Below are 22,568 nucleotides of genomic sequence, written 5' to 3' on the forward strand. Positions count from 1 at the left end.
TGTCAGTACGGTTCAGACCGCCTCGATGTTTTTACCGGCCAGGGCTTGCTTGATGCCCCGGTTCATGCGCTGGGCAGCAAAGCCTTCGGTGCCTTTGGCCAGCGCCTGGGTGGCCGCTTCTATGGCGGCTGCATCGCCATGTGCACGCGTGTCGGCCAGGCCGACGATCAGGCTGTCGATCTGCGCTCGTTCATTGGGACTCAACAGGTCGACATCCGCTGCCAGGGCGCTTTGCGTGGCCAGGATCATTCGATCGGCATCGACCTGGGCTTCTGCAAGGGCGCGCGCCTGCATATCTTGCTGGGCGGTTGAAAAGCTGTCTTGCAACATGCGCGCAATATCGTCGTCCGACAGCCCGTAGGAAGGCTTCACGTCGATGCGGGCCTCAACGCCGCTGACCTGTTCTTTCGCATTCACGCTAAGCAGCCCGTCGGCGTCGACAGTAAACGTCACGCGGATGCGCGCGGCACCCGCCACCATGGGCGGAATGCCGCGCAGCTCGAAACGGGCAAGGCTGCGGCAGTCGGCCACCAGGTCGCGTTCACCCTGCACTACATGCAGCGCCAGCGCGGTCTGGCCGTCCTGGTAGGTGGTGAAGTCCTGCGCCATCGCCGTGGGGATGGTCTGGTTGCGCGGCACGATGCGCTCGACCAGCCCTCCCATGGTCTCGATGCCCAGCGACAGCGGGATCACGTCGAGCAGCAGCAGGTCTGTGCCCGTGTTGTTGCCAGCGAGCTGATTGGCGGAAATGGCCGCACCCAGCGCCACCACTTCATCGGGGTTGAGGTTAACCAGCGGATCACGCCCGAAGAAACTGGCAACCGCCTTGCGCACTTGCGGCATGCGCGTGGAGCCACCTACCAGCACTGCGCCCTGAATATCTTCTTTCGCCAGCTTGGCATCGCGCAACGCCTTGCGAACAGCAGCAAGGGTACGCTGGGTCAGGTGGGCGGTGGCGGTTTCAAAATCTTCCGCCTTCATTTCGAAATTGACGAGGGCCTTGGCCAACTGCACCGAAAAAGGCACGGGGTTCGCAGACGACAACGCCTCCTTGCAGTTCCGGGCGGTACGCTGCAAGGCCGCCTTATCGGACGGCGTGAGCGTGTCTGCTGCGAGCCCGGCTTTGGCCAGCACCCAGTCAACCAGCGCACGGTCGTAGTCATCACCGCCCAATGCGGAATCGCCACCGGTAGCCACAACCTCGAAGACGCCTTGCGTGAGGCGCAGGATGGAAATGTCAAAGGTGCCACCACCCAGGTCATAGACGGCATAGACGCCCTCGCTACCGTTGTCCAGCCCGTAGGCAATGGCAGCAGCCGTGGGTTCATTGAGCAGGCGCAATACATTGAGGCCAGCCAGTTGCGCGGCGTCTTTGGTGGCCTGACGCTGGGCGTCGTCAAAGTAGGCGGGCACCGTAATGACTGCTCCGTAGATGTCCTCGTTGAAGGTGTCTTCGGCGCGGTAACGCAGCGTGGCCAGAATCTCGGCGCTGATTTCCACAGGGCTTTTCTCGCCAGCTACAGTCTGCAGCGTGACCATGCCAGGCTTGTCATTCAACTCGTAAGGCAATTGGGCGCGGCTGCCAATGTCGTCAATACCGCGGCCCATCAACCGTTTGACCGAGGAAATGGTGTTGCGCGGATCTTCTACTTGCGCCGCCAGGGCCTCATAGCCGATCTGGCGCTTGTCGCCTTCAAGGTAACGGACCACGCTGGGCAACAGCACCCGTCCCTGCTCATCTGGCAGGCATTCGGACACGCCGCTGCGCACACTGGCGACCAGTGAGTGTGTAGTGCCCAGGTCTATGCCCACCGCGATGCGTCGCTGGTGCGGGTCGGGCGTCTGGCCGGGTTCGGAAATTTGCAGGAGTGCCATGCGCGGTTGTCGTACTTTTTCTGTAATGCTTTATTGTCCCAGCTGGTCGATGCGTGCATCAACCTCACTGGCAAAGCGCTCAATAAACATAAGGCTTCTGACCTGCTGGGCTGCGGCAGGAAAGTCCTTGTCCACGTCCAGCAGTTGCTCTATTTTTGATAGCTGCTTGCGCCCGTCAGCTGTGGCTTGGGAGGCTATTTCTTCAAAATCTTCGCTTGTTTCGGCATCATCGAGCGCTTCACGCCACTGCATCTGCTGCATCAGGAAATCGTGCGGCATCGCGGTGTTGTTCTCGGCATTGATGGGCGCGCCATTGAGCTCGCACAAATAGCTCGCCCGCTTGAGAGGATCCTTCAGCCGTTGATAAGCTTCATTGATGCGCACCGACCACTGCATGGCCACGCGCTGGGCGGCCGCGCCTTGGGCCGCGAACTTGTCCGGGTGCGCCTCGCGCTGCAAATCCTTCCAACGGGCATCAAGCGCTGCGCGGTCTTGCGCGAAACGCTGGGGCACGCCGAAAAGTTCGAAGTCGTTGGATTGGAGATTCATGCCGAGAAAAAGCCGCCAGCACAATCAGTGGAGGCGGCTTGGGTAAGGGTGCAGCACAGGGTGGACCGCTCGCCCGTTAAACCCGGAAGCTTTCGCCGCAGCCGCAACGATCACGTTCGTTGGGGTTGATGAACTTGAAGCCTTCGTTCAGGCCTTCGCGCACAAAGTCGAGCTTGGTGCCATCGATGTAGGCCATGCTTTTCGGGTCAACCAGCACCTTGACACCGTTGTCTTCAAACACGACATCTTCCGGTGCGATCTCGTCGGCGTATTCCAGCTTGTAAGCCAGGCCGGAGCAGCCGGTGGTCTTCACGCCAAGGCGAACGCCCACACCCTTGCCGCGCTTGGTCATGTAGCGGGTCACGTGTCGGGCAGCAGCATCAGTGAGGGTAACGGACATTTAAATCACTCGAAAATAAAACAGGTGACGGGTGATGCTTAACGCAAGCTAATCAGTGCGCGTGCTTTTGCTTGTAATCGTTCACGGCGGCCTTGATGGCGTCTTCCGCCAGGATGGAGCAGTGAATCTTCACAGGCGGCAGCGCCAGCTCTTCAGCGATCGCGCTGTTCTTGATGCTTGCAGCTTCGTCCAGCGTCTTGCCCTTGACCCACTCGGTCACGAGCGAACTGGAAGCAATCGCGGAGCCGCAGCCGTAGGTCTTGAAACGTGCATCCTCAATCACGCCGGTGACCGGGTTGACCTTGATCTGCAGCTTCATCACGTCGCCGCAAGCCGGCGCACCGACCATGCCGGTGCCTACCGATTCATCGCCCTTTTCAAAGGAACCGACGTTGCGGGGGTTTTCATAGTGGTCTACCACTTTTTCGCTGTATGCCATTTTGTTTACCTCTTTAACTGTTCGACGCGCTGCCTAGTGGGCAGCCCACTGGATGGTGGACAGGTCCACGCCATCCTTGAACATCTCCCACAGGGGAGACAGTTCGCGCAGTTTGGCCACGTTTTCCTTGATGGTGGCGACCGCGTAGTCAATTTCTTCTTCGGTGCTCCAGCGGCCAATCGTCATGCGCAAGCTGCTGTGCGCCAGTTCGTCGCTGCGGCCCAGAGCGCGGAGCACATAGCTGGGCTCCAGGCTGGCCGACGTGCAGGCCGAGCCGCTGGACACGGCCAGACCCTTGATGCCCATGATCAGCGATTCGCCCTCGACGAAGTTGAAGCTCATGTTCAGGTTGTGCGGCACGCGCTTGTCGGCATGACCATTGAGGAACACTTCTTCCACATCCTTGAGCCCGTTGAGCATGCGCTCGTGCAGGGCAAGGATGCGCTTGTTCTCTTCATGCATCTCGGCCTTGGCGATGCGATAAGCCTCGCCCATGCCAACGCACTGGTGCGTCGGCAGCGTGCCCGAACGCATGCCGCGCTCGTGGCCGCCACCATGCATTTGCGCCTCAAGGCGCACGCGCGGCTTGCGGCGCACATACAGGGCGCCAATGCCCTTGGGGCCATAGGTCTTGTGCGAGGTCAGGCTCATCAGGTCGACCGGCAAGGTCGCCAGGTCAATATCAACACGGCCCGTAGCCTGCGCGGCATCGACATGGAAGATGATGCCTTTTTCACGGCACAGTGCGCCGATGGCCGGGATGTCCTGGATCACGCCGATTTCGTTGTTGACGAACATGACGCTGACCAAAATGGTGTCGGGGCGGATAGCGGCCTTGAGCGCCTCCAGATCAAGCAGGCCGTCGGCTTGCACGTCCATGTAGGTCACTTCAAAACCCTGGCGTTCCAGTTCGCGGCAGGTGTCCAGCACAGCCTTGTGCTCGGTCTTGACCGTGATGATGTGCTTGCCCTTGGTCTTGTAGAAATGGGCCGCGCCCTTCAGGGCCAGATTGTTGGACTCGGTCGCACCGCTGGTCCAGACGATCTCGCGCGGGTCGGCGCCAATCAGGTCGGCGATTTGCTCGCGCGCCTTTTCGACGGCGGCTTCTGCTTCCCAGCCCCAGGCATGGCTGCGCGAAGCAGGGTTACCGAAATGCTCGCGCAACCAGGGAATCATGGCGTCCACCACCCGCGGGTCGCAGGGGTTCGTGGCGCTGTAGTCCATGTAGATGGGAAAGTGTGGAGTGTCCATGTGGCTAGCTCTTTAAATTCACAGGCTGGCTGGCAGCGCGATCGATGAAGTCAATGCAGTCGGTTCACAAAAGGATGGTGCCGGGCAGACGCCCGGCATCGCTCCATCAGGATTTGGAAAATGCATTGCCCAGTGCGAAGACCGAATTCGGCGCATTCACGCGGATCGGCTTGACAACCGGCGCTGTGAAAATGGCTTTTTTGACCTGCGGGGTGTTCTCGATCACCACGCCCTTGGCGAGCTGGTCTTCCACCAGTTTTTGCAGGGTCACGGAGTCCAGGAACTCCACCATGCGGCTGTTCAGTGAAGCCCACAGCTCGTGCGTCATGCAGCGGCCGCCTTCGCCCAGGCAGTTTTCCTTGCCGCCACACTGGGTGGCGTCGATCGGCTCGTCCACCGACACGATGATGTCCGCCACGGTGATCTCGGAAGCCTTGCGGCCCAGCGTATAACCGCCGCCGGGACCACGGGTGGATTCCACCAGTTCGTGACGGCGCAGTTTGCCGAACAGCTGTTCGAGGTAAGAAAGGGAAATCTGCTGGCGCTGGCTGATGGCGGCCAACGTGACCGGGCCGTTGTTCTGACGCAATCCCAAATCAATCATCGCGGTGACCGCAAAGCGGCCTTTGGTCGTGAGGCGCATAACAAGCTCCTTTAAATGGCTTGACTGTCGTTTTCACCCTGAAAGCTTGTGGCTTACAGGGAACTCTTCCTCCAGCCGCCCAGGTCAGTCAACCGGTATCGCGGGGGCTTTTTGTTGTTCTGGTATTGTTCTTGACTGTTTTCGTCAAGTATAACACAAGCAGGGTTTTTCCCGCTGAGACGGCCCCAAACATGGGGACTAACCCGTAGGCAGAGCCATTTAACGCACCATTTTTGTGCATTAAATGGGCCCAAGGGGGTTGCCGGGTCTAGGCGCGGGCTTGGCCTGCAGAGGTCAGCGGCACGACATTATCGGTGCCAGGCGCACCAAAAGCCTGTTCCTTGAGGATGTGCAGCTGGTCCCGGACCCGCGCGGCTTTTTCAAACTCGAGATTCTTGGCGTGTTCGATCATCTGCTTTTCCAGGCGCTTGATTTCGCGGGCGATGTCCTTCTCGCTCATGTCTTCCACCAACGCCTTCTGCATCTCGATCTTTTCGGCTTCCTTGCCGGATTTCTCGCTGTAGACGCCGTCGATCAAATCGCGGATGCGTTTGACCACGCTGCGCGGCGTGATGCCGTGCTCCAGGTTGAAGGCAATCTGCTTGTTGCGCCGCCGTTCGGTTTCATCCATGGCTTTTTTCATGGAGTCCGTGATGCGGTCTGCATACAAAATCGCACGGCCGTTCAGGTTGCGGGCCGCCCGGCCAATGGTCTGGATCAGGCTGCGCTCGGCGCGCAAAAAGCCCTCCTTGTCGGCGTCCAGGATGGCCACCAGCGACACCTCCGGAATGTCCAGCCCTTCACGCAGCAAATTGATACCCACCAGTACATCAAAGGCCCCCAGCCGCAGGTCGCGCAGGATTTCCACGCGCTCGACCGTGTCCACGTCACTGTGCAGGTAGCGCACCTTCACACCGTTGTCGCTCAGATAGTCCGTCAGTTGCTCAGCCATGCGCTTAGTCAGCGTAGTGATCAACACCCGCTCGTTTTTCTCGACCCGGATGCGGATTTCCTGCAGCACGTCGTCGACCTGATGGGTAGCCGGCCTCACTTCCACCTGCGGATCCACCAGCCCGGTGGGCCTGACCACCTGCTCCACCACCTTGCCGGCGTGCTCTTTCTCATAATTTGCCGGTGTGGCCGAGACAAAAACGGCCTGGCGCATCTTGGCTTCAAACTCTTCGAACTTGAGCGGCCGGTTGTCCAGCGCGCTCGGCAGGCGAAAACCGTATTCCACCAGCGTGGTTTTGCGTGCGCGGTCGCCGTTGTACATGGCGTTGAGCTGACCGATCATGACGTGGCTCTCGTCGAGAAACATCACGGCATCCTTGGGCAGGTAATCGCACAGCGTCGAAGGGGGCGAGCCCGCCGGCGAGCCACTCAAATGACGGGTGTAGTTCTCGATTCCCTTGCAGTGGCCGATTTCACTGAGCATCTCCAGGTCGAACCGGGTGCGCTGCTCGATGCGCTGGGCCTCGACCAGCTTGCCGTCGGCGACAAACTGGGCCACCCGCTCGGACAGCTCCAGCTTGATGGTTTCCACGGCGGTCATGACCTTGTCGCGCGGCGTGACGTAGTGGCTCTTGGGGTAGACCACAAAGCGCGGGATTTTCTGGCGTATGCGGCCTGTCAGCGGGTCAAACAACTGCAGCGACTCGATCTCGTCGTCGAACAGCTCGATGCGTATGGCCAGCTCGGAATGCTCGGCCGGGAAAATATCGATCACGTCCCCGCGCACCCTGAACGTGCCGCGGGCGAAATCCTGCTCGTTGCGTGTGTACTGCATGCGGATCAGCCGGGCGATCACGTCGCGCTGGCCCATCTTGTCGCCGATGCGTGCAATGAACCGCATCTGCGTGTAATCCTCGGGCGCGCCTATGCCGTAAATAGCGCTGACCGTGCCGACGATGATGGTGTCGCGCCGCTCCAGCACGCTCTTGGTTGCCGACAGACGCATCTGCTCGATGTGCTCGTTGATGGCCGAGTCTTTTTCAATGAAAAGGTCGCGCTGCGGCACATAGGCTTCAGGCTGGTAGTAGTCGTAGTAGCTGACGAAATACTCGACCGCGTTTTTCGGGAAGAACTCGCGGAACTCGCTGTAAAGCTGCGCGGCCAGCGTCTTGTTGGGCGCAAACACAATGGCCGGCCGGCCCAGCCGGGCAATCACATTGGCCATGGTGAAGGTCTTGCCGGAGCCGGTCACGCCCAGCAGTGTCTGGAACACCTCGCCGTCGTTGATGCCCTCGACCAGCTGGTCAATCGCCGTGGGCTGGTCGCCCGCAGGCGGATAGGGCTGGAACAGCTCGAACGGCGAATCCGGGAAACGGACGAACTGGCCCACAGTGGGGTCGGTGTTGACTGAATCAGTTATGACTTCCATAGCTTCTGGCATAAAACCTCGATCAGGCCCCGTTAAAATTCAGGGCAACCAAACAGAATACGACATTCGGCCGAAAATGGAAATTGCAATCCCCATTCGCCTTGTTTCGCCTTGTAGTTGCCCCGCTATCGCCTTTTTGACACCTCTTGTAGCCTTTTTTCCGGTCAGCTTGTGACCTAAATCCGTGACCTGAACCCCCTATCGTCGCTTTCGCCTTCTTTTCACTTCTCTGAGGATATTTCATGTCTTTGTTTACCGCTGTCGAAATGGCCCCGCGTGACCCCATCCTGGGCCTGAACGAGCAGTTCAATGCCGACCCCAATCCCGCCAAGGTCAACCTGGGCGTAGGCGTGTACTACGACGACAACGGCAAACTCCCCCTGCTGCAGTGCGTGCAGGCGGCTGAGAAGCAGATGATGGCCGACCCCAAGGCCCGCGGCTACCTGCCCATCGACGGCATTGCCGCCTACGACGCGGCCGTCAAGGGCTTGGTCTTCGGCGCGGACAGCGAGCCCGTCAAGAGCGGGCGCGTCGCCACCGTACAGGGCATAGGCGGCACGGGCGGCCTCAAGGTGGGCGCCGACTTCCTCAAAAAGCTCAGCCCCAATGCCAAGGTGCTGATTTCCGACCCAAGCTGGGAAAACCACCGCGCGCTTTTCAGTCAGGCCGGTTTCGTGGTTGAAAGCTACCCTTACTATGACGCAGCCAAGCGCGGCGTCAACTTCGACGGGATGCTCGCCGCCCTCCATGCCGCCGCCGAAGGCACCATCGTCGTGCTGCACGCCTGCTGCCACAACCCGACCGGCTACGACATCACCGCGGCCCAGTGGGACCAGGTGATCGCCGCCGTCAAGGCGCGCAAGCTCACGCCTTTCCTCGACATGGCCTACCAGGGCTTTGGCCACGGCATTGCGGAAGACGGCGCCGTCATCGGTAAATTTGTGGCTGCCGGCCTGAGCTTTTTCGTGTCGACGTCCTTTTCCAAGAGCTTCAGCCTCTACGGCGAACGCGTGGGCGCCCTGTCGGTACTTTGCGAATCCAAAGACGAAGCCGACCGCGTGCTGTCGCAGCTCAAGCTGGTCATTCGCACCAATTACAGCAACCCGCAGATCCATGGCGGTATGGTGGTGGCCACGGTGCTCAATACCCCCGCGCTACGCACCCAATGGGAGCAGGAACTGGCGGAAATGCGCGTGCGCATCAAGGCCATGCGCCAAAAGCTCGTGGACGGCCTGAAGGCCGCCGGCGTCAAGCAGGACATGAGCTTCATCACCGCGCAAATCGGCATGTTCAGCTACTCGGGCCTCAGCAAGGACCAGATGGTGCGCCTGCGCAATGAATTCGGCGTTTACGGCACCGACACCGGCCGCATGTGCGTGGCCGCCCTGAACAGCAAGAACATCGACTACGTCTGCGCGTCGATTGCCAAGGTCGTCTGATCCCCTCTGACGCCATAAGCCCGGACGAATTCATCCGGGACGCGCTGAAAAACCGCCACAACCGGTTCATTCTGGAACACTTGCCTGCGCTGGGACTGCCCGACGCATGGCTGGTGGCGGGATGCCTCTTCCAGACAATCTGGAACCTGCATTCGGGGCAGCCGCCCGAAGCCCACATCAAAGACTACGACCTGTTTTACTTTGATCCTGCCGACCTTTCAGGCGCGGGCGAAGCAGCCGTCAATGAACGTGTCAGCGCCCGCTTTGCGGGCCGGGGCATTGTGGTGGAAGCCAAAAACCAGGCCAGGGTCCATACCTGGTATGAGGAGTATTTCGGTTTCCCCTACCCCGCCCTGCAAAGCTCCCGCGATGGTATTAACCGGTTTCTGGTGAGCTGCACCTGCGTCGGCTTGAAGGCAAATACTGCGGAGCTGGCGGATGTAGAGCTTTATGCGCCCAACGGACTGGCGCAGTTGTACCAAGGCAAACTGAGCCCCAACCCGCTGTGCAACCACCTGCCGTTGTTCGAGCAAAAAGCGAAGGCTTATCAGGATCGCTGGAGCTGGCTGCAGGTTATCCATCCGCAAGTGGCCTGACTGGCCCAAGACGCGGCAACGGTAAAACCCAAATATTTCTCAGTCAAAACAGGTTACAGCCCATGACTGACGGGCGCAAGCAGCTATCAATTCAATAGCGCCTCAAGCTACCTGACACTCCGCTCCAACAGACTCATCCCCAAACAACCGACCGCATGGAAATGGAGCCGGCCTGGAAGCTGGTGTTGAAAAACCGTATCGGCTCCTTCGCATCCACCGCGCCCGCCGTGTACAGCAGCGGAAGGTAGTGCTCATGGGTGGGGTGCGCCATCTTCGCCACTTGCCCCAGCTTCTGGAAGTTCTGCAGTGCGTCCAGGTTGCCCTGCTGCAGATAGCCACCGATCGTCTGGTCGAACTCCAGCGCCCAGTCGTAAGCCTGGTTGCCCGCAGCCCCACGCTGCATCTGGCGCAGGTTGTGCACGATATTGCCGCTGGCCACGATCAGCACGCCGCGATCCCGCAAGGCCTTCAGCTGCTTTGCCAGCGCATAGTGCTCGTCGGGCGCCCGGCTGTAATCCATGCTGAGCTGGATGACCGGAATGTCCGCATCGGGAAACATGGGCTTGAGCACCGACCAGGCACCGTGGTCCAGCCCCCATTCGCCTTCGTCCAGGCCGAGCGGCGCCGATGCGCGCTGCCTGACCAACTGGCTGATCACCTGCGCCGCCGCGGTGTCGCCGGGCGCGGGGTATTGCTGGTCGAAGAGCTCCTGCGGAAAGCCGCCAAAGTCGTGGATGGTTTTGGGCTTGTCCATGGCCGTCAGCCACCAGCCTTCGGTCAGCCAATGGGCGGAAACGCACAGAATCAGCTGCGGCCTGGGGAGTTTCGACCCAAACTCGGCGCCCAGCGCCTGCCAGCTGCGCCGGTACTCGTTGTCGCCGATGGCATTCATCGGGCTGCCGTGGCCCACAAAAAGCACCGGCATCCGGTCTGATTTCTTCAGGGAGGCCAGCTGCTCCAGTGCGGAGACGTCAATCGGGGGAAGCATGTTGTTTTTCCTGTTGAAGGGCTGCAGCTTCAGGGCGGGCAAAAACCACCGGCTGCAGGCAGAATGGTAAGTGTTCTTTCAATTCCGCAGGTGGTAGCGGTTTATCGGTCCGCAAGCCAAGCTAGCACCATCGTGGTGCTTTTGGCGTCAACAGTGTGAAAACCGCCCGGTATTGGTGGTTATCCTCAAATCAGTGCGGCAACCCCCTGTTATATTGCACTGCAACATATTACGATTTACCGAAGTAACCCTAAACCCAAGGTCGACCCCCGATGCTGTACCAAGTCTATGAAGCCCAACGCACCTTGATGGAGCCTTTTGTCGACTTTGCGCAAGCCGCTGCAAAGCTCTACGGCAATCCCCTGTCGCCCATGGGCCAAAACCCGTTTGCACAACGCGTCGCTGCCGGCTACAGCCTGATTTACCGATTGGGCAAAGACTACGAAAAACCGGCTTTTGACATCCGGACGGTGGATGTCAACGGCACCGAGGTCAGCATCCACGAACGCGTGGAAATCGACAAGCCCTTTTGCGAGCTGCGCCGCTTCAAGCGCTTCACCGACGATCCCGCCACGCTGACAGGCCTGAAGGGCGAGCCCGCCGTGCTGATCGTGGCGCCGCTGTCGGGCCACTATGCCACCTTGCTCCGGGACACAGTCAAGACCATGCTCAAAGACCACAAGGTCTACATCACCGACTGGAAAAATGCGCGCACCGTGCCGCTTTCCGAAGGTTCATTCAACCTGGACGACTACGTCAACTACGTCCAGGAATTCATTCGCCACCTCCAGGGTATTTACGGCAATTGCCACGTCATCAGCGTCTGCCAGCCCACTGTGCCGGTGCTCGCTGCCGTGTCGCTGATGGCCTCCCGAGGCGAAGCGACGCCCCTGAGCATGACCATGATGGGCGGCCCGATCGATGCCCGAAAATCGCCTACGGCCGTGAACAACCTGGCCATGAACAAGAGCTACGAGTGGTTTGAAAACAATGTGATTTACCGCGTACCCAGCAACTTCCCGGGCGCTGGCCGGCGCGTCTACCCCGGCTTTTTGCAGCACACCGGCTTCGTCGCGATGAACCCGGACCGCCACGCCAGCAGCCACTACGACTACTTCAAGGACCTGCTCAAAGGTGATGACGCCAGTGCCGAAGCGCACCGCAAGTTCTACGACGAGTACAACGCCGTGCTCGACATGGACGCCGACTACTACCTCGACACCATCAAAACGGTGTTCCAGGAGTTCAAGCTGGTCAACGGCACTTGGGACGTCAAGGGCGTGGACGGTCAGGTCGAGCGTGTGCGGCCCGAAGACATCAAGACCACCGCCCACTTCACGGTCGAAGGCGAACTGGACGACATCTCGGGCTCCGGTCAGACCGAGGCGGCACACGGTCTTTGCCACAACATCCCCAAGGCGCTGCAAAAGCACCTGGAAGTCAAGGGTGCGGGCCACTACGGGATTTTCAGCGGCCGCCGCTGGCGCGAGATTGTCTATCCGCAGGTCAAGGCATTCATTCTTGAGAACAATCGGGCTCCAGCCCAGGCCAAGCGTGCGCCAGCAGCTACCAAAACGATAGCAAAACCAGTGCGCACCGCAGCAGCAAAGCCTGCCGCCAAAGCCGCCCCGAAGGCCGCAGCAAAGCCGGCGGCAAAAAAAGCAGTGCGCAGCAAGAAGGCTTGAAGGCGGCGGCAAGCAGGTAGAGTGGGTCATGACTGGTAGGACAATAGGCGGGTGATCTCCCCCTCCGACTCCAGCCTTTTCGAGCGCATCAACGCCGCCCTGCCCCAAACCCAGTGCACCCGCTGCGGTTATCCCGATTGCGCGGCTTACGCAACGGCCATTGCTTCAGCTGGCGCCGCCATCAACCAATGCCCGCCGGGCGGCACTGAAGGCGTGCAGCGCCTCTCAAGCATCACGGGCCAGCCCGTGCAACCCCTTAATCCTGCCAACGGCACCGAAGGCCCGCGCGCTGTTGCCTTCATCGATGAAGACTGGTGCATAGGCTGCACCTTGTGCATCAAGGCCTGCCCGACCGACGCCATCATGGGCAGCAACAAGATGATGCACACCGTCATCGAGCCCTGGTGCACAGGCTGTGAGCTATGCATTCCGGTTTGTCCGGTGGACTGCATCAGCCTGGAAAACGTCACCGGCACGCGCACTGGCTGGAGTGCCTGGTCTCCAAAAGAGGCCGACACAGCCAAAGCACGCTATGAATTCCATCAGCTCCGAGGCCGCAAAGGCGCCAGCCCTGAAGGTAAGAGTGCAACCAAATCCGTCAATCCGCAGCCAATTCCCCTGCCGGCTTTGGCCGCGCGTCCCGAGGCCGACCCCGCCGTGGCAGACCGCAAGCGCGCAGTAATCGAAGCTGCGCTGGCACGCGCCCGGGCGCAGCGCGAAGCGGGCGGCAAGAAACCATAAGCCGGCTTCAGCCCAGCACGGAAAACGCCTTGATCACTTCGTTTGGCGCCTGAACCAATTCGATCAAGACCCCCTCGCCCGATACGGGAAACTCGTCGTTCGACTTGGGGTGCAGAAAGCAGATGTCAAAACCCGCGGCGCCCTTGCGAATCCCGCCGGGTGCAAAGCGCACGCCCTTGGCTGTCAGCCACTCCACAGCCTTGGGCAGGTCGTCGATCCACAGGCCCACATGGTTCAGCGGCGTGGTGTGCACCGCGGGTTTCTTGTCCACATCCAGCGGCTGCATTAAATCGACCTCGACCTTGAAAGGACCGCTGCCGATCGCGCAGATGTCTTCGTCGACGTTCTCGCGTTCACTCACGAAATTGCCGGTGACTTCCAGGCCCAGCATGTCGACCCACAGCGTGCGCAACCGGTCTTTGCTGGTGGCGCCAATGGCGATCTGCTGGATGCCTAGCACCTTGAAAGGGCGTCCGGTGCTCATGCCTGAAATTCCACAATCGGTTGGTCCACGCTCAGCGATTCACCCTTGGCTGCCAACACCTTTCCCACCACGCCGTCAGCGACAGCGAACAGCACGTTCTCCATCTTCATCGCTTCAATCACAGCCACGCGTTCGCCAGCCTGCACCTTCTGTCCCACCTGCACGGCAACGTCCACCAGCAAGCCCGGCATGGGCGACAGCACATAGCGGCTCATGTCCGGCGGCGCCTTGTAGGGCATGAGCGCATGCAGTTGCGCCGCACGCGGCGACAGCACCAAGGCATCAAGCCTGGTCCCGTTGTGTGCGATGCGGATGGCCAGCGGGTTGCGCCCGACACCGCGCTCGACCTGCGCAGCGAATGGCCGGCCGTTCACAGTGCCCCGGATGCGCGCACCGCCTAAATGCCAGTTGCTACAAATTTCATAGCTGGTTGCGCCCGTCTCTACTACGCTGGAGCCTGTTTTGGCCACATAGTCGCGCACTGTCACCGGATGCTGCGTGTTCTGCCCGGCGGCACCCAGCGCGACCACCACAAACTGCTCGCCTACCGTCACGCCATGGCCGGGCATCTGGCCGCTGATGCCGGCAGCGCGGCCCAGCTGGCGGCGATTGACGTAAGCCGCCAGCGCCACCAGGAAGTCCGGGTCTTCATGCGGCACATCTTCGGCATGAAAGCCTTTGCTGTAGTTCTCGGCAATAAAGCCTGTGTTGAAGTCGCCGGCGACGAATTTCGGATGCGCCAGCAAGGCCGCCTGGAAAGGAATGTTGCTGGAGATGCCGCGGATCACAAAGCCGTTGAGCGCCTCACGCATCTTGGCAATCGCCTCCTTGCGGTCCTTGCCGTGCACGATGAGCTTGGCAATCATCGAGTCATAAAACATCGGGATCTCGCCGCCGTCCTGTACGCCGGTATCCACGCGCACGCCGTACAACTGCGAGGTGTCTGCCGCGAACATGGTTTCTTTGGGCGGCTGAAAGCGCACCAGCCGGCCCGTGGACGGAAGGAAGCTGCGGAACGGATCTTCAGCGTTGATACGGCATTCAATCGCCCAGCCATTGCGCTGCACGTCTTTCTGCGCGATCGGCAGTTTTTCGCCGGCCGCCACACGAATCATCAGCTCCACCAGGTCCAGCCCGGTGATGCATTCCGTCACAGGGTGCTCCACCTGCAGCCGGGTATTCATCTCAAGAAAGTAAAAACTCTGGTCCTTGCCGACCACAAACTCCACCGTGCCCGCGCTCTGGTACTTCACCGCCTTGGCCAGCGCCACCGCCTGCTCGCCCATGGCCTTGCGGGTCGCGTCGCTGATGAAAGGCGACGGCGCCTCTTCAATCACCTTCTGGTGGCGCCGCTGGATGGAACACTCGCGCTCATTGAGGTAAACCACATTGCCATGGCTATCGCCCAGCAACTGGATTTCAATGTGACGGGGTTCTTCGACAAACTTCTCGATGAAGACGCGGTCGTCGCCAAAGCTGTTGCGCGCTTCGTTGCGGCAAGAGGTAAAGCCTTCAAACGCCTCCTTGTCGTTGAAAGCCACACGCAAACCCTTGCCGCCACCACCCGCGCTGGCCTTGATCATCACGGGGTAGCCAATGCCCTTGGCAATCTCCACGGCTTTCTCGGCAGTTTCAATCGCATCATTGACGCCGGGAATGCAATTCACGCCCGCCGCGCCCGCCAGCTTCTTCGACTCGATCTTGTCGCCCATGGCGGCAATCGAATAGTGCTTGGGGCCGATGAAGATGATGCCCTCTTCCTCGACTCGTTTGGCAAAGCCTGCGTTCTCGCTCAGAAAGCCATAGCCAGGGTGCACGGCCTGCGCACCCGTCTGTTTGCAAGCCGCGATGATCTTGTCAGCCTGCAGATAACTGTCACGGCTGGGCGCCGGGCCTATGTTGACGGCTTCGTCCGCCAGCTCGACATGGCGTGCGTCCTTGTCGGCGTCGGAATACACCGCGACGGTCCGGATGCCCATCTTGCGGGCGGTGAGGATGACGCGGCAAGCGATCTCGCCCCGATTCGCAATCAGTATTTTGGTAAACATTTTTTTACTTCCTGTCCTGTTTGGCGAGCAGCGCCTTGCGCTCGGCCGTAAAGTCCCACCACGGCTGTTTCGGTCCGCCGTTCATGAATTTTTTCGCTGCCATGAAGGTGTCAAGAACGCATGGGTCGTGACGCCGGCCCATGGGATCACGCAAGGCCTCGTACATCTTCAACGCGTTCATGCGCTTCACATCCGACGGGGTTTGAATGCCGACGGACTGCAGATCCGCCGCCAGCGACTTCCCGATATTGGGTATGTCGGTCAATACTCTCACCTCTGCAGCATGCATTGCCTTGGTCATCACGCGATCCCTACAGTGGAATGTTCCCGTGCTTGCGCCACGGGTTCTCAATCTTCTTGTCGCGCAGCATCACCAGTGACCGGCAAATGCGCTTGCGCGTTTCGTGCGGCAGGATCACGTCGTCGATAAAACCGCGCGCACCGGCCACAAAGGGGTTGGCAAAGCGGGCCTTGTATTCGGCCTCTTTGGCGGCCAGCTTGGCCGGGTCACCCTTGTCTTCGCGGAAGATGATTTCCACCGCGCCCTTGGCGCCCATCACAGCGATCTCGGCGTTGGGCCAGGCGAAGTTGACGTCGCCGCGCAAATGTTTGGAAGCCATCACGTCATAAGCGCCACCATAAGCCTTGCGGGTGATCACCGTGATCTTGGGCACGGTGCATTCGGCATACGCATAGAGCAGCTTGGCGCCGTGCTTGATGATGCCGCCATACTCCTGTGATGTGCCGGGCATGAAGCCGGGCACGTCGACAAAGGTAATCACCGGAATGTTGAAGGCATCGCAAAAGCGCACAAAGCGTGCGGCCTTGATGGAGCTTTTGATGTCCAGGCAACCGGCCAGCACCAGCGGCTGGTTGGCGACGATGCCGACCGTCTGCCCTTCCATGCGGGCAAAGCCGATGATGATGTTTTTCGCGTACTCGGGCTGGATCTCGAAGAAATCGCCGTCGTCCACCGTCTTGACGATGAGCTCCTTCATGTCGTACGGTTTGTTCGGGTTCTCGGGCACTAGCGTGTCCAGGCTGAGGTCCATGCGGCCAGCCGGGTCGGCGCTGGGGCGCACCGGAGCCTTTTCGCGGTTGTTCAGCGGCAGGTAGTTGTACAGGCGACGCAGCATCAGAAGCGCCTCGACGTCGTTCTCGAATGCCAGGTCGGCCACGCCGCTGCGCGTGGTGTGGGTGGTGGCGCCGCCCAGCTCCTCGGCCGTGACTTCCTCGTGGGTCACGGTCTTGACGACCTCAGGACCCGTGACAAACATGTAGGAGCTGTCCTTGACCATGAAGATGAAGTCGGTCATGGCGGGGGAATACACGGCGCCGCCGGCGCTCGGCCCCATGATCATGCTGATCTGCGGAATCACGCCGCTGGCCATCACGTTGCGCTGAAACACATCGGCATAACCGCCCAGCGAAGCCACGCCCTCCTGGATGCGGGCGCCGCCCGAGTCGTTGAGGCCAATAACAGGTGCGCCCACCTTCATGGCCTGGTCCATCACCTTGCAGATTTTCTCGGCATGGGCTTCGCTCAGGGCACCGCCGAACACGGTGAAATCCTGGCTGAAGACAAACACCAAACGGCCGTTGATCATGCCGTAGCCAGTGACCACACCGTCGCCGGGAACCTTGTTGTTTTCCATGCCGAAGTCGGTGCAGCGGTGCTCGACAAACATGTCCCATTCTTCAAACGTGCCTTCGTCGAGCAGCAGTTCCAGCCGCTCGCGCGCCGTCAGCTTGCCTTTGCCGTGTTGCGCATCGATGCGCTTTTGCCCGCCGCCCAGGCGCGCCGCAGCGCGTTTCTTTTCGAGTTGTTCAAGGATTTCTTGCATGGTGTATTCCGCAATGGTGGGACGGTGAAATTTATTTAACAGGTTCAAACAAAAGGCGCGCGGCGGCCTGGCTCATACGGCGTGAGTCATGCCCCACGCCCGGCACGGTGACACGCTCCCAGGCCAGGGGGGTGCCCAGCTTCTGCGCCTGCGTCTGGGCCTGCTCGAAGAAGTGGGTGCCGCGCTCAAAGCGGTTCACGCCCTGGGCGGTGGCTTGCCTGGCCTTGGGAAGGTTGGCCTCATCGGTTTTTATGTCAGTTTCACCGAGCAGCACGATCAGCTTGCGGGCAAAAACCTGCCTGAGTTTGTCGGGGCTGACAATGCTTTCGTTAAGCGCGTAAGGGAATTTGTCTTCCATCAGACCTGGATAGCGGGGCATGGTGTAACTGCCGGCATTGGCCGCCACGGCGACTGAAACGCGGGGTGCCTCGGTCAGCAGCATGAAGCGGTGCACAAACTGCCCACCTGCCGAGTGGCCGAACAGCAGGTAGTCGCTCGCCGCGAGGCCCTCACCAGCACGGACAAAATCAAAAAGATGCTCGACGATCTGGAAAGACCACTGGGCACGATCACGGCTTTCAATGCCGCCCATGTTGAACAACCTGGAAGAAAACCGCGCCTCGTCAAACTCCGGGGCCAGCACGATGAGTTTATTTTTCTCCGCAAAGGGCATCCAGTTGTCGCGCATGCGCGAGCCCTGCCGCTCCGCGCCGTGGATCACCATCATCACCCGCGCATCCGGACCAGCGCTGCGCGCCTTGTAGTAATGCACCGTGACGGGCTTGTCCGCGAAATAGCCTTTGTCCGTGAAGACAAAGCTTTGCGGCTCGCCCGCAACCATGCCGCCCGCCCAGGCCAGACAGGCCTGCAGAAGCAGCGCGCAAAGAATGGTGATTTTCTTCATGCGTTCCACCCTTTGGATGCCAGGGCCAGCAAGCTCCTGGCGGCTGTCGATGCCGCCACTTTTCCGCGCGCCACTTCGGCCAGCAGGCCGGGCAAACGCTCGCGCACCTGTGGGTCTTGACGGAAAGCCTGCTTGAGGCCCGCATCAATGCGTTCCCACATCCAGGCCAGCGACTGCTGCTGGCGGCGCGCTGCCAGCTGGCCGTTGGTGGTCTGGAGGGCTTTGAACTGGGTCACGGCCTTCCAGAACACGTCCACGCCCTTGTTGTGAAGCGCGCTGAGCTGGATGACCTGCGGGTGCCAGGTCTTGTCAAAGTTCGCCGCCTGTTCACTGCCCATGGCGTTATTGACGAGACCAAACAAGCGCATGGCCGAAGTGATCTGCGCCTCGGCCCGCATCGCCGCGTCGGCATCGATGTCGGCCTTGTTGATGATGACCAGATCAGCCAACTCCATCACGCCTTTTTTGATGGCTTGCAGGTCGTCGCCGGCATTGGGTAGTTGCATCAGCACAAACATGTCGGTCATATTGGCGACGGCGGTTTCGCTCTGCCCCACACCGACAGTTTCTACGATCACCACGTCGTACCCGGCGGCCTCGCACACCAACATGGCCTCTCGCGTCTTCTCGGCCACACCGCCCAGGTTGCCGCTGGAAGGGCTGGGACGGATGTAGGCACGGTCATGCACCGAGAGCTTTTCCATGCGGGTCTTGTCGCCCAGGATGGAGCCGCCTGAGACGGAAGAAGAAGGATCGATCGTGAGCACGGCCACACGGTGGCCCTGGGTGATCAGGTACAGGCCCAGTACCTCGATGAAGGTGGACTTGCCCACACCGGGCATGCCGCTGATGCCCAGGCGGAAAGACTTGCCGGTGTGCGGCAACAGGGCCGTGAGCAGTTCATCGCCCTGGGCGCGGTGGTCGGCACGGGTGGATTCGAGCAGGGTAATGGCTTTGGCGATAGCGCGGCGCTGGGCCATAGCATCGCCGTCTAGCAGGGTGGTCAGGTCACTCATCGCTTTACCAGCAGGCCTGACAATCAATATCAATGCTGGTGACCCGTCCATTCCTGTGCCCCAGCATCAGGCCGGCGCACTCTCCCACCAGTTTTATAGGGGAAGGCATCCTGGAATTGATCGAGACTCCAAATTTCTGGCCAACAGATGAAAGCGTCTCCCCCATTTGAATTTTCCTGAAAAAGCGCCAACGGGCTTCGTTCACTTTCAAGGTCAAAACGCTTATGGCCTGCGACTTCTTCGTTACCAGCAACCTGGCGTTCAACCCTGGAAAGTCGAGCGTCCTTATCTCGCAGGTATTTTCCGGTTCGCAGTATTCCGCGGTCGACTCGATCGCCTGATTTTTCACACCGCCTAAAGCGACAGCCGCACTTAACTTTTTCGGAAAAGACGACTGCAATTCGCTGCAAATCAACGCTGGGTCGGCCTTGGTTGTCCTGATCCACACTTCTTGGGGGTTTGCATACGCATTTGACGCGCCAGCAAGAAGCACGATCAAACTGAGCCTCCGTGCGGCCATCACGTTGCCGTCTCCGTGACTGGCGTGACTGGCCACTCATAGTGCAAGTCAACGCCCTCTTCGCCTCGCAACACAAAGCCGTGGCGCACATAGAAGCGGTTGGCATCGCTTTCTTTCAGGGCAGTCAACCTGACAGCCAGGCCGCGCTCGTGTGCCTGGGCCAGCACCCGCCGCAGCACCCACGAACCTACACCCTGGCCACTGGCACTGCTGCGCAAATACAGGTGATCAAGCCGCAGGGCCGCTTCGCCTTCAGGCTTGAGCGTGAAAAAACCCACACGCTCGCCGCCGAGCAGGATGTGCTGCATGTACTGCGGCAAAAAACCGGCTGACAAACGTTCTCGCGAGCGCGCAAAGTCAAAGCGGCCGACGCGCTCCAGACTGGGGCGCATGGCATCGATGCGCAAGGCCAGCATCTCCTCGAAATCACCGGCGATAACCGGCTGCAAGGACAGGCGGGAACTGATGTCCGTCACCACACACTCACTTCGCAACAGCTTTGCGAATCTGTTCCAGCACATCCTTGGCGCTGGCCGGGATCGGCGTGCCCGGGCCGTAGATGCCCTTCACGCCGGCTTCGTACAGCATCTCGTAGTCTTGCCGCGGAATAACGCCGCCGACAAACACGATGATGTCGTCGGCACCCTGCTTCTTGAGCTCGGCGATGATGGCAGGCACCAGTGTCTTGTGGCCGGCTGCCAACGTAGAGACGCCCACGGCATGTACATCGTTTTCAATCGCCTGGCGGGCGCACTCTTCGGGTGTCTGAAAGAGCGGTCCCATATCCACGTCAAAGCCCAAATCGGCAAAGGCTGTGGCCACCACCTTGGCGCCCCGGTCGTGACCGTCCTGGCCAAGTTTGGAGATCATCACGCGTGGGCGGCGGCCCTGCTCTTCAGCAAACGCGTTGATTTCTGTCTTGAGGGTTTCCCAGCCTTCGGCGGAGTCATAAGCGGCAGCGTACACACCAGTCACCTTTTGGGTATCGGCGCGGTGGCGCCCGTAGACTTTCTCAAGGGCATCGCTGACCTCACCCACCGTGGCGCGCAGGCGCACGGCCTTGATACTGAGGTCCAGCAGATTGCCGTTGTTATTTTCAGCGGCGGCCGTCAAGGCGTCCAGTGCCGCTTGCACCGCTGCGTTGTCGCGGCTGGCCTTGATGGCTTTGAGCCTTGTGATCTGCCCGTCGCGCACCGCCACGTTGTCGATATCGCGCGACTCGATGGCGTCTTCGGTTTTGAGCTTGTATTTGTTGACACCGACGATGACGTCCTTGCCGCTGTCGATGCGCGCCTGCTTTTCAGCGGCAGCCGCTTCGATCTTGAGCTTGGCCCAACCGCTGTCGACGGCCTTGGTCATGCCGCCCATGGCCTCGACTTCTTCAATGATGGCCCAGGCGGCATCAGCCATGTCCTGCGTGAGCTTTTCCATCATGTAGCTGCCGGCCCAGGGGTCGATCACGTGGGGGATGTGGGTTTCTTCCTGGATGATGAGCTGGGTGTTGCGGGCGATACGGGCACTGAACTCGGTGGGCAGCGCAATCGCTTCATCAAACGAGTTAGTGTGCAGGCTTTGCGTGCCGCCAAAGACAGCAGCCATCGCCTCGATGGTGGTGCGCACCACGTTGTTGTAAGGGTCCTGCTCGGTCAGACTCCAGCCCGAAGTCTGGCAGTGCGTGCGCAGCATGAGGCTCTTGGGGCTCCTGGCGTTGAAGCCCTTCATGATGCGGCACCACAGCAGGCGGGCAGCGCGCATCTTGGCGACTTCAAGGTAGAAGTTCATGCCGATGGCCCAGAAAAAACTCAGGCGCCCGGCAAATTCGTCTACGTCCAGGCCCTTGCCCAGCGCGGTTTTCACATACTCTTTTCCGTCGGCCAGCGTGAAGGCCAGTTCAAGCGCCTGGTTGGCACCGGCCTCCTGCATGTGATAGCCCGAGATCGAGATCGAATTGAACTTGGGCATGTTCTGCGCCGTGTATTCAATGATGTCGCCGATGATGCGGATGCTGGGCTGGGGCGGAAAGATGTAGGTGTTACGGACCATGAACTCCTTGAGGATGTCGTTCTGTATGGTTCCGCTCAATTTTTCCTGGCTCACGCCCTGCTCTTCGGCCGCGACCACATAACCCGCCAGCACCGGCAGCACCGCGCCGTTCATGGTCATGGAGACGCTGACCTTGTCCAGGGGAATCTGGTCGAACAGGACCTTCATGTCCTCGACTGAGTCAATCGCCACACCGGCCTTGCCCACGTCGCCGGTCACACGTGGATGGTCGCTGTCGTAGCCGCGGTGCGTGGCCAGGTCGAACGCCACCGACACGCCCTGCCCGCCCGCGGCCAAAGCCTTGCGATAGAAAGCATTCGACTCCTCGGCCGTGGAAAAGCCGGCGTACTGGCGAATCGTCCAGGGGCGCACCGCATACATGGTGGCCTGTGGGCCGCGGATGAAGGGCTCAAAGCCCGGCAGGGTGTCGGTATGAGGCAGGTCTTTGGTGTCCTCAGCGGTGTACAGCGGCTTGACGCTGATGCCGTCCGGCGTCTGCCAGTTCAGCGCGCCGACATCGCCGCCGGGCGCTGATTTAGCAGCGGCTCTGACCCATGCATCGAGGCTGGCTGCGGGAAATTCAGGTTCTTTGCTGGGCTTGGACATGGGATGGGTTTACCGTAACGGGTCTTCACGCCGGGTGCTGCGATAGAACAGCATAGGCTCAGCATGAGAGGAAGTCATGAATCCGGTCAAGTTTACATCATTTATAATTATTGATGC

At 60.3% G+C, this 22,568-nt stretch carries 21 protein-coding genes; 4 read left to right on the forward strand and 17 right to left on the reverse strand.

The window, feature by feature from the left end:
• Positions 1–12 precede the first annotated feature (12 nt).
• The 7 genes from hscA to uvrB all read right to left on the reverse strand — a co-directional run bounded on the left by hscA (position 13) and on the right by uvrB (position 7,549).
• Positions 13–1,875 (reverse strand): Fe-S protein assembly chaperone HscA, encoded by a 1,863-nt coding sequence (hscA, locus tag AC1D1J_RS04100; protein WP_477685480.1) that lies wholly within the window; start codon positions 1,873–1,875, stop codon positions 13–15.
• A gap of 30 nt (positions 1,876–1,905) precedes the next feature.
• Positions 1,906–2,424, reverse strand: coding sequence for a Fe-S protein assembly co-chaperone HscB (hscB, locus tag AC1D1J_RS04105; protein ID WP_477685479.1), 519 nt, complete (start codon positions 2,422–2,424; stop codon positions 1,906–1,908).
• Positions 2,425–2,500: 76 nt separating this feature from the next.
• Positions 2,501–2,824 (reverse strand): iron-sulfur cluster assembly protein IscA, encoded by a 324-nt coding sequence (gene iscA / locus AC1D1J_RS04110; protein WP_074575253.1) that lies wholly within the window; start codon positions 2,822–2,824, stop codon positions 2,501–2,503.
• Positions 2,825–2,876: 52 nt separating this feature from the next.
• Positions 2,877–3,263, reverse strand: a complete 387-nt coding sequence (gene iscU / locus AC1D1J_RS04115; protein WP_007867013.1) for a Fe-S cluster assembly scaffold IscU — start codon at positions 3,261–3,263, stop codon at positions 2,877–2,879.
• Positions 3,264–3,296: 33 nt separating this feature from the next.
• Entirely contained in the window at positions 3,297–4,514 is a 1,218-nt protein-coding gene (locus AC1D1J_RS04120; protein WP_457280417.1) for an IscS subfamily cysteine desulfurase, read from the reverse strand.
• 106 nt (positions 4,515–4,620) lie between these two features.
• Positions 4,621–5,157, reverse strand: a complete 537-nt coding sequence (gene iscR / locus AC1D1J_RS04125; protein ID WP_457280416.1) for a Fe-S cluster assembly transcriptional regulator IscR — start codon at positions 5,155–5,157, stop codon at positions 4,621–4,623.
• Between the two features lie 268 nt (positions 5,158–5,425).
• Positions 5,426–7,549 carry an excinuclease ABC subunit UvrB gene (uvrB, locus tag AC1D1J_RS04130; protein WP_477685478.1) on the reverse strand — a complete coding sequence of 708 codons (2,124 nt, stop codon included), beginning with the start codon at positions 7,547–7,549 and terminating at the stop codon, positions 5,426–5,428.
• Between the two features lie 230 nt (positions 7,550–7,779).
• On the opposite strand from uvrB, the gene AC1D1J_RS04135 reads away from it, so the two are divergent.
• Positions 7,780–8,976 carry an amino acid aminotransferase gene (locus AC1D1J_RS04135; protein WP_477693954.1) on the forward strand — a complete coding sequence of 399 codons (1,197 nt, stop codon included), beginning with the start codon at positions 7,780–7,782 and terminating at the stop codon, positions 8,974–8,976.
• Complete coding sequence (locus tag AC1D1J_RS04140) at positions 8,973–9,572, forward strand: nucleotidyltransferase family protein (RefSeq protein WP_477685854.1); 600 nt, start codon at positions 8,973–8,975, stop codon at positions 9,570–9,572. Before AC1D1J_RS04135 ends, AC1D1J_RS04140 begins: the two co-directional genes overlap by 4 nt.
• Positions 9,573–9,705: 133 nt before the next feature.
• Here AC1D1J_RS04140 and ygiD read toward each other — a convergent pair whose 3' ends face one another.
• Positions 9,706–10,560 (reverse strand): 4,5-DOPA-extradiol-dioxygenase, encoded by an 855-nt coding sequence (gene ygiD / locus AC1D1J_RS04145; RefSeq protein WP_477693955.1) that lies wholly within the window; start codon positions 10,558–10,560, stop codon positions 9,706–9,708.
• A gap of 272 nt (positions 10,561–10,832) precedes the next feature.
• Between ygiD and AC1D1J_RS04150 the strand changes: the two genes are divergently transcribed.
• Both AC1D1J_RS04150 and rsxB read left to right on the forward strand, forming a co-directional pair.
• Positions 10,833–12,245: a polyhydroxyalkanoate depolymerase gene (locus AC1D1J_RS04150; RefSeq protein ID WP_477685475.1), complete on the forward strand. Its 1,413-nt coding sequence runs from the start codon at positions 10,833–10,835 to the stop codon at positions 12,243–12,245.
• Positions 12,246–12,296: 51 nt separating this feature from the next.
• Positions 12,297–12,986: an electron transport complex subunit RsxB gene (rsxB, locus tag AC1D1J_RS04155; protein ID WP_477685474.1), complete on the forward strand. Its 690-nt coding sequence runs from the start codon at positions 12,297–12,299 to the stop codon at positions 12,984–12,986.
• A 7-nt stretch (positions 12,987–12,993) separates the two neighbouring features.
• Here the strand turns inward: rsxB and AC1D1J_RS04160 are convergent, their stop codons facing one another.
• From AC1D1J_RS04160 to scpA, 9 genes are read right to left on the reverse strand one after another with little or no spacing between them, the layout of a single operon-like run.
• Positions 12,994–13,470 (reverse strand): VOC family protein, encoded by a 477-nt coding sequence (locus AC1D1J_RS04160; RefSeq protein WP_477693956.1) that lies wholly within the window; start codon positions 13,468–13,470, stop codon positions 12,994–12,996.
• A complete protein-coding gene (locus AC1D1J_RS04165) occupies positions 13,467–15,518 on the reverse strand; it encodes an acetyl-CoA carboxylase biotin carboxylase subunit (protein ID WP_477693957.1) in 2,052 nt (683 codons plus the stop codon). The genes AC1D1J_RS04160 and AC1D1J_RS04165 overlap by 4 nt, the downstream gene beginning before the upstream one ends.
• Positions 15,519–15,522: 4 nt before the next feature.
• Positions 15,523–15,819 (reverse strand): helix-hairpin-helix domain-containing protein, encoded by a 297-nt coding sequence (locus tag AC1D1J_RS04170; RefSeq protein ID WP_477693958.1) that lies wholly within the window; start codon positions 15,817–15,819, stop codon positions 15,523–15,525.
• 10 nt (positions 15,820–15,829) lie between these two features.
• Complete coding sequence (locus AC1D1J_RS04175; RefSeq protein ID WP_477693959.1) at positions 15,830–17,362, reverse strand: acyl-CoA carboxylase subunit beta; 1,533 nt, start codon at positions 17,360–17,362, stop codon at positions 15,830–15,832.
• Positions 17,363–17,393: 31 nt separating this feature from the next.
• The gene (locus tag AC1D1J_RS04180; protein WP_477685470.1) at positions 17,394–18,266 is read right to left on the reverse strand and encodes an alpha/beta hydrolase family protein; all 873 of its coding nucleotides are present in this window, start codon (positions 18,264–18,266) and stop codon (positions 17,394–17,396) included.
• Positions 18,263–19,282 carry a methylmalonyl Co-A mutase-associated GTPase MeaB gene (gene meaB / locus AC1D1J_RS04185; RefSeq protein WP_477693960.1) on the reverse strand — a complete coding sequence of 340 codons (1,020 nt, stop codon included), beginning with the start codon at positions 19,280–19,282 and terminating at the stop codon, positions 18,263–18,265. The genes AC1D1J_RS04180 and meaB overlap by 4 nt, the downstream gene beginning before the upstream one ends.
• Positions 19,283–19,286: 4 nt before the next feature.
• Entirely contained in the window at positions 19,287–19,781 is a 495-nt protein-coding gene (locus tag AC1D1J_RS04190) for a hypothetical protein (protein WP_477685468.1), read from the reverse strand.
• Positions 19,782–19,801: 20 nt separating this feature from the next.
• Positions 19,802–20,278 carry a GNAT family N-acetyltransferase gene (locus AC1D1J_RS04195; RefSeq protein WP_477685467.1) on the reverse strand — a complete coding sequence of 159 codons (477 nt, stop codon included), beginning with the start codon at positions 20,276–20,278 and terminating at the stop codon, positions 19,802–19,804.
• Between the two features lie 7 nt (positions 20,279–20,285).
• Positions 20,286–22,451 carry a methylmalonyl-CoA mutase gene (scpA, locus tag AC1D1J_RS04200; RefSeq protein WP_477693961.1) on the reverse strand — a complete coding sequence of 722 codons (2,166 nt, stop codon included), beginning with the start codon at positions 22,449–22,451 and terminating at the stop codon, positions 20,286–20,288.
• Between the last annotated feature and the right edge of the window lie 117 nt (positions 22,452–22,568).

Source organism: Polaromonas sp. P1_F8, from assembly GCF_056405635.1.

What these genes read in the sequence shown, in the direction of transcription:
- AC1D1J_RS04175 (WP_477693959.1), bottom strand. Translation starts at nt 17,362, where the DNA reads ATGCAAGAAATCCTTGAACAACTCGAAAAGAAACGCGCTGCGGCGCGC.
- iscR (WP_457280416.1), bottom strand. Translation starts at nt 5,157, where the DNA reads ATGCGCCTCACGACCAAAGGCCGCTTTGCGGTCACCGCGATGATTGAT.
- AC1D1J_RS04170 (WP_477693958.1), bottom strand. Translation starts at nt 15,819, where the DNA reads ATGACCAAGGCAATGCATGCTGCAGAGGTGAGAGTATTGACCGACATA.
- iscA (WP_074575253.1), bottom strand. Translation starts at nt 2,824, where the DNA reads ATGTCCGTTACCCTCACTGATGCTGCTGCCCGACACGTGACCCGCTAC.
- ygiD (WP_477693955.1), bottom strand. Translation starts at nt 10,560, where the DNA reads ATGCTTCCCCCGATTGACGTCTCCGCACTGGAGCAGCTGGCCTCCCTG.
- AC1D1J_RS04180 (WP_477685470.1), bottom strand. Translation starts at nt 18,266, where the DNA reads ATGAAGAAAATCACCATTCTTTGCGCGCTGCTTCTGCAGGCCTGTCTG.
- uvrB (WP_477685478.1), bottom strand. Translation starts at nt 7,549, where the DNA reads ATGCCAGAAGCTATGGAAGTCATAACTGATTCAGTCAACACCGACCCC.
- iscU (WP_007867013.1), bottom strand. Translation starts at nt 3,263, where the DNA reads ATGGCATACAGCGAAAAAGTGGTAGACCACTATGAAAACCCCCGCAAC.
- meaB (WP_477693960.1), bottom strand. Translation starts at nt 19,282, where the DNA reads ATGAGTGACCTGACCACCCTGCTAGACGGCGATGCTATGGCCCAGCGC.
- scpA (WP_477693961.1), bottom strand. Translation starts at nt 22,451, where the DNA reads ATGTCCAAGCCCAGCAAAGAACCTGAATTTCCCGCAGCCAGCCTCGAT.
- AC1D1J_RS04160 (WP_477693956.1), bottom strand. Translation starts at nt 13,470, where the DNA reads ATGAGCACCGGACGCCCTTTCAAGGTGCTAGGCATCCAGCAGATCGCC.
- hscB (WP_477685479.1), bottom strand. Translation starts at nt 2,424, where the DNA reads ATGAATCTCCAATCCAACGACTTCGAACTTTTCGGCGTGCCCCAGCGT.
- AC1D1J_RS04120 (WP_457280417.1), bottom strand. Translation starts at nt 4,514, where the DNA reads ATGGACACTCCACACTTTCCCATCTACATGGACTACAGCGCCACGAAC.
- AC1D1J_RS04150 (WP_477685475.1), top strand. Translation starts at nt 10,833, where the DNA reads ATGCTGTACCAAGTCTATGAAGCCCAACGCACCTTGATGGAGCCTTTT.
- hscA (WP_477685480.1), bottom strand. Translation starts at nt 1,875, where the DNA reads ATGGCACTCCTGCAAATTTCCGAACCCGGCCAGACGCCCGACCCGCAC.
- AC1D1J_RS04135 (WP_477693954.1), top strand. Translation starts at nt 7,780, where the DNA reads ATGTCTTTGTTTACCGCTGTCGAAATGGCCCCGCGTGACCCCATCCTG.
- AC1D1J_RS04165 (WP_477693957.1), bottom strand. Translation starts at nt 15,518, where the DNA reads ATGTTTACCAAAATACTGATTGCGAATCGGGGCGAGATCGCTTGCCGC.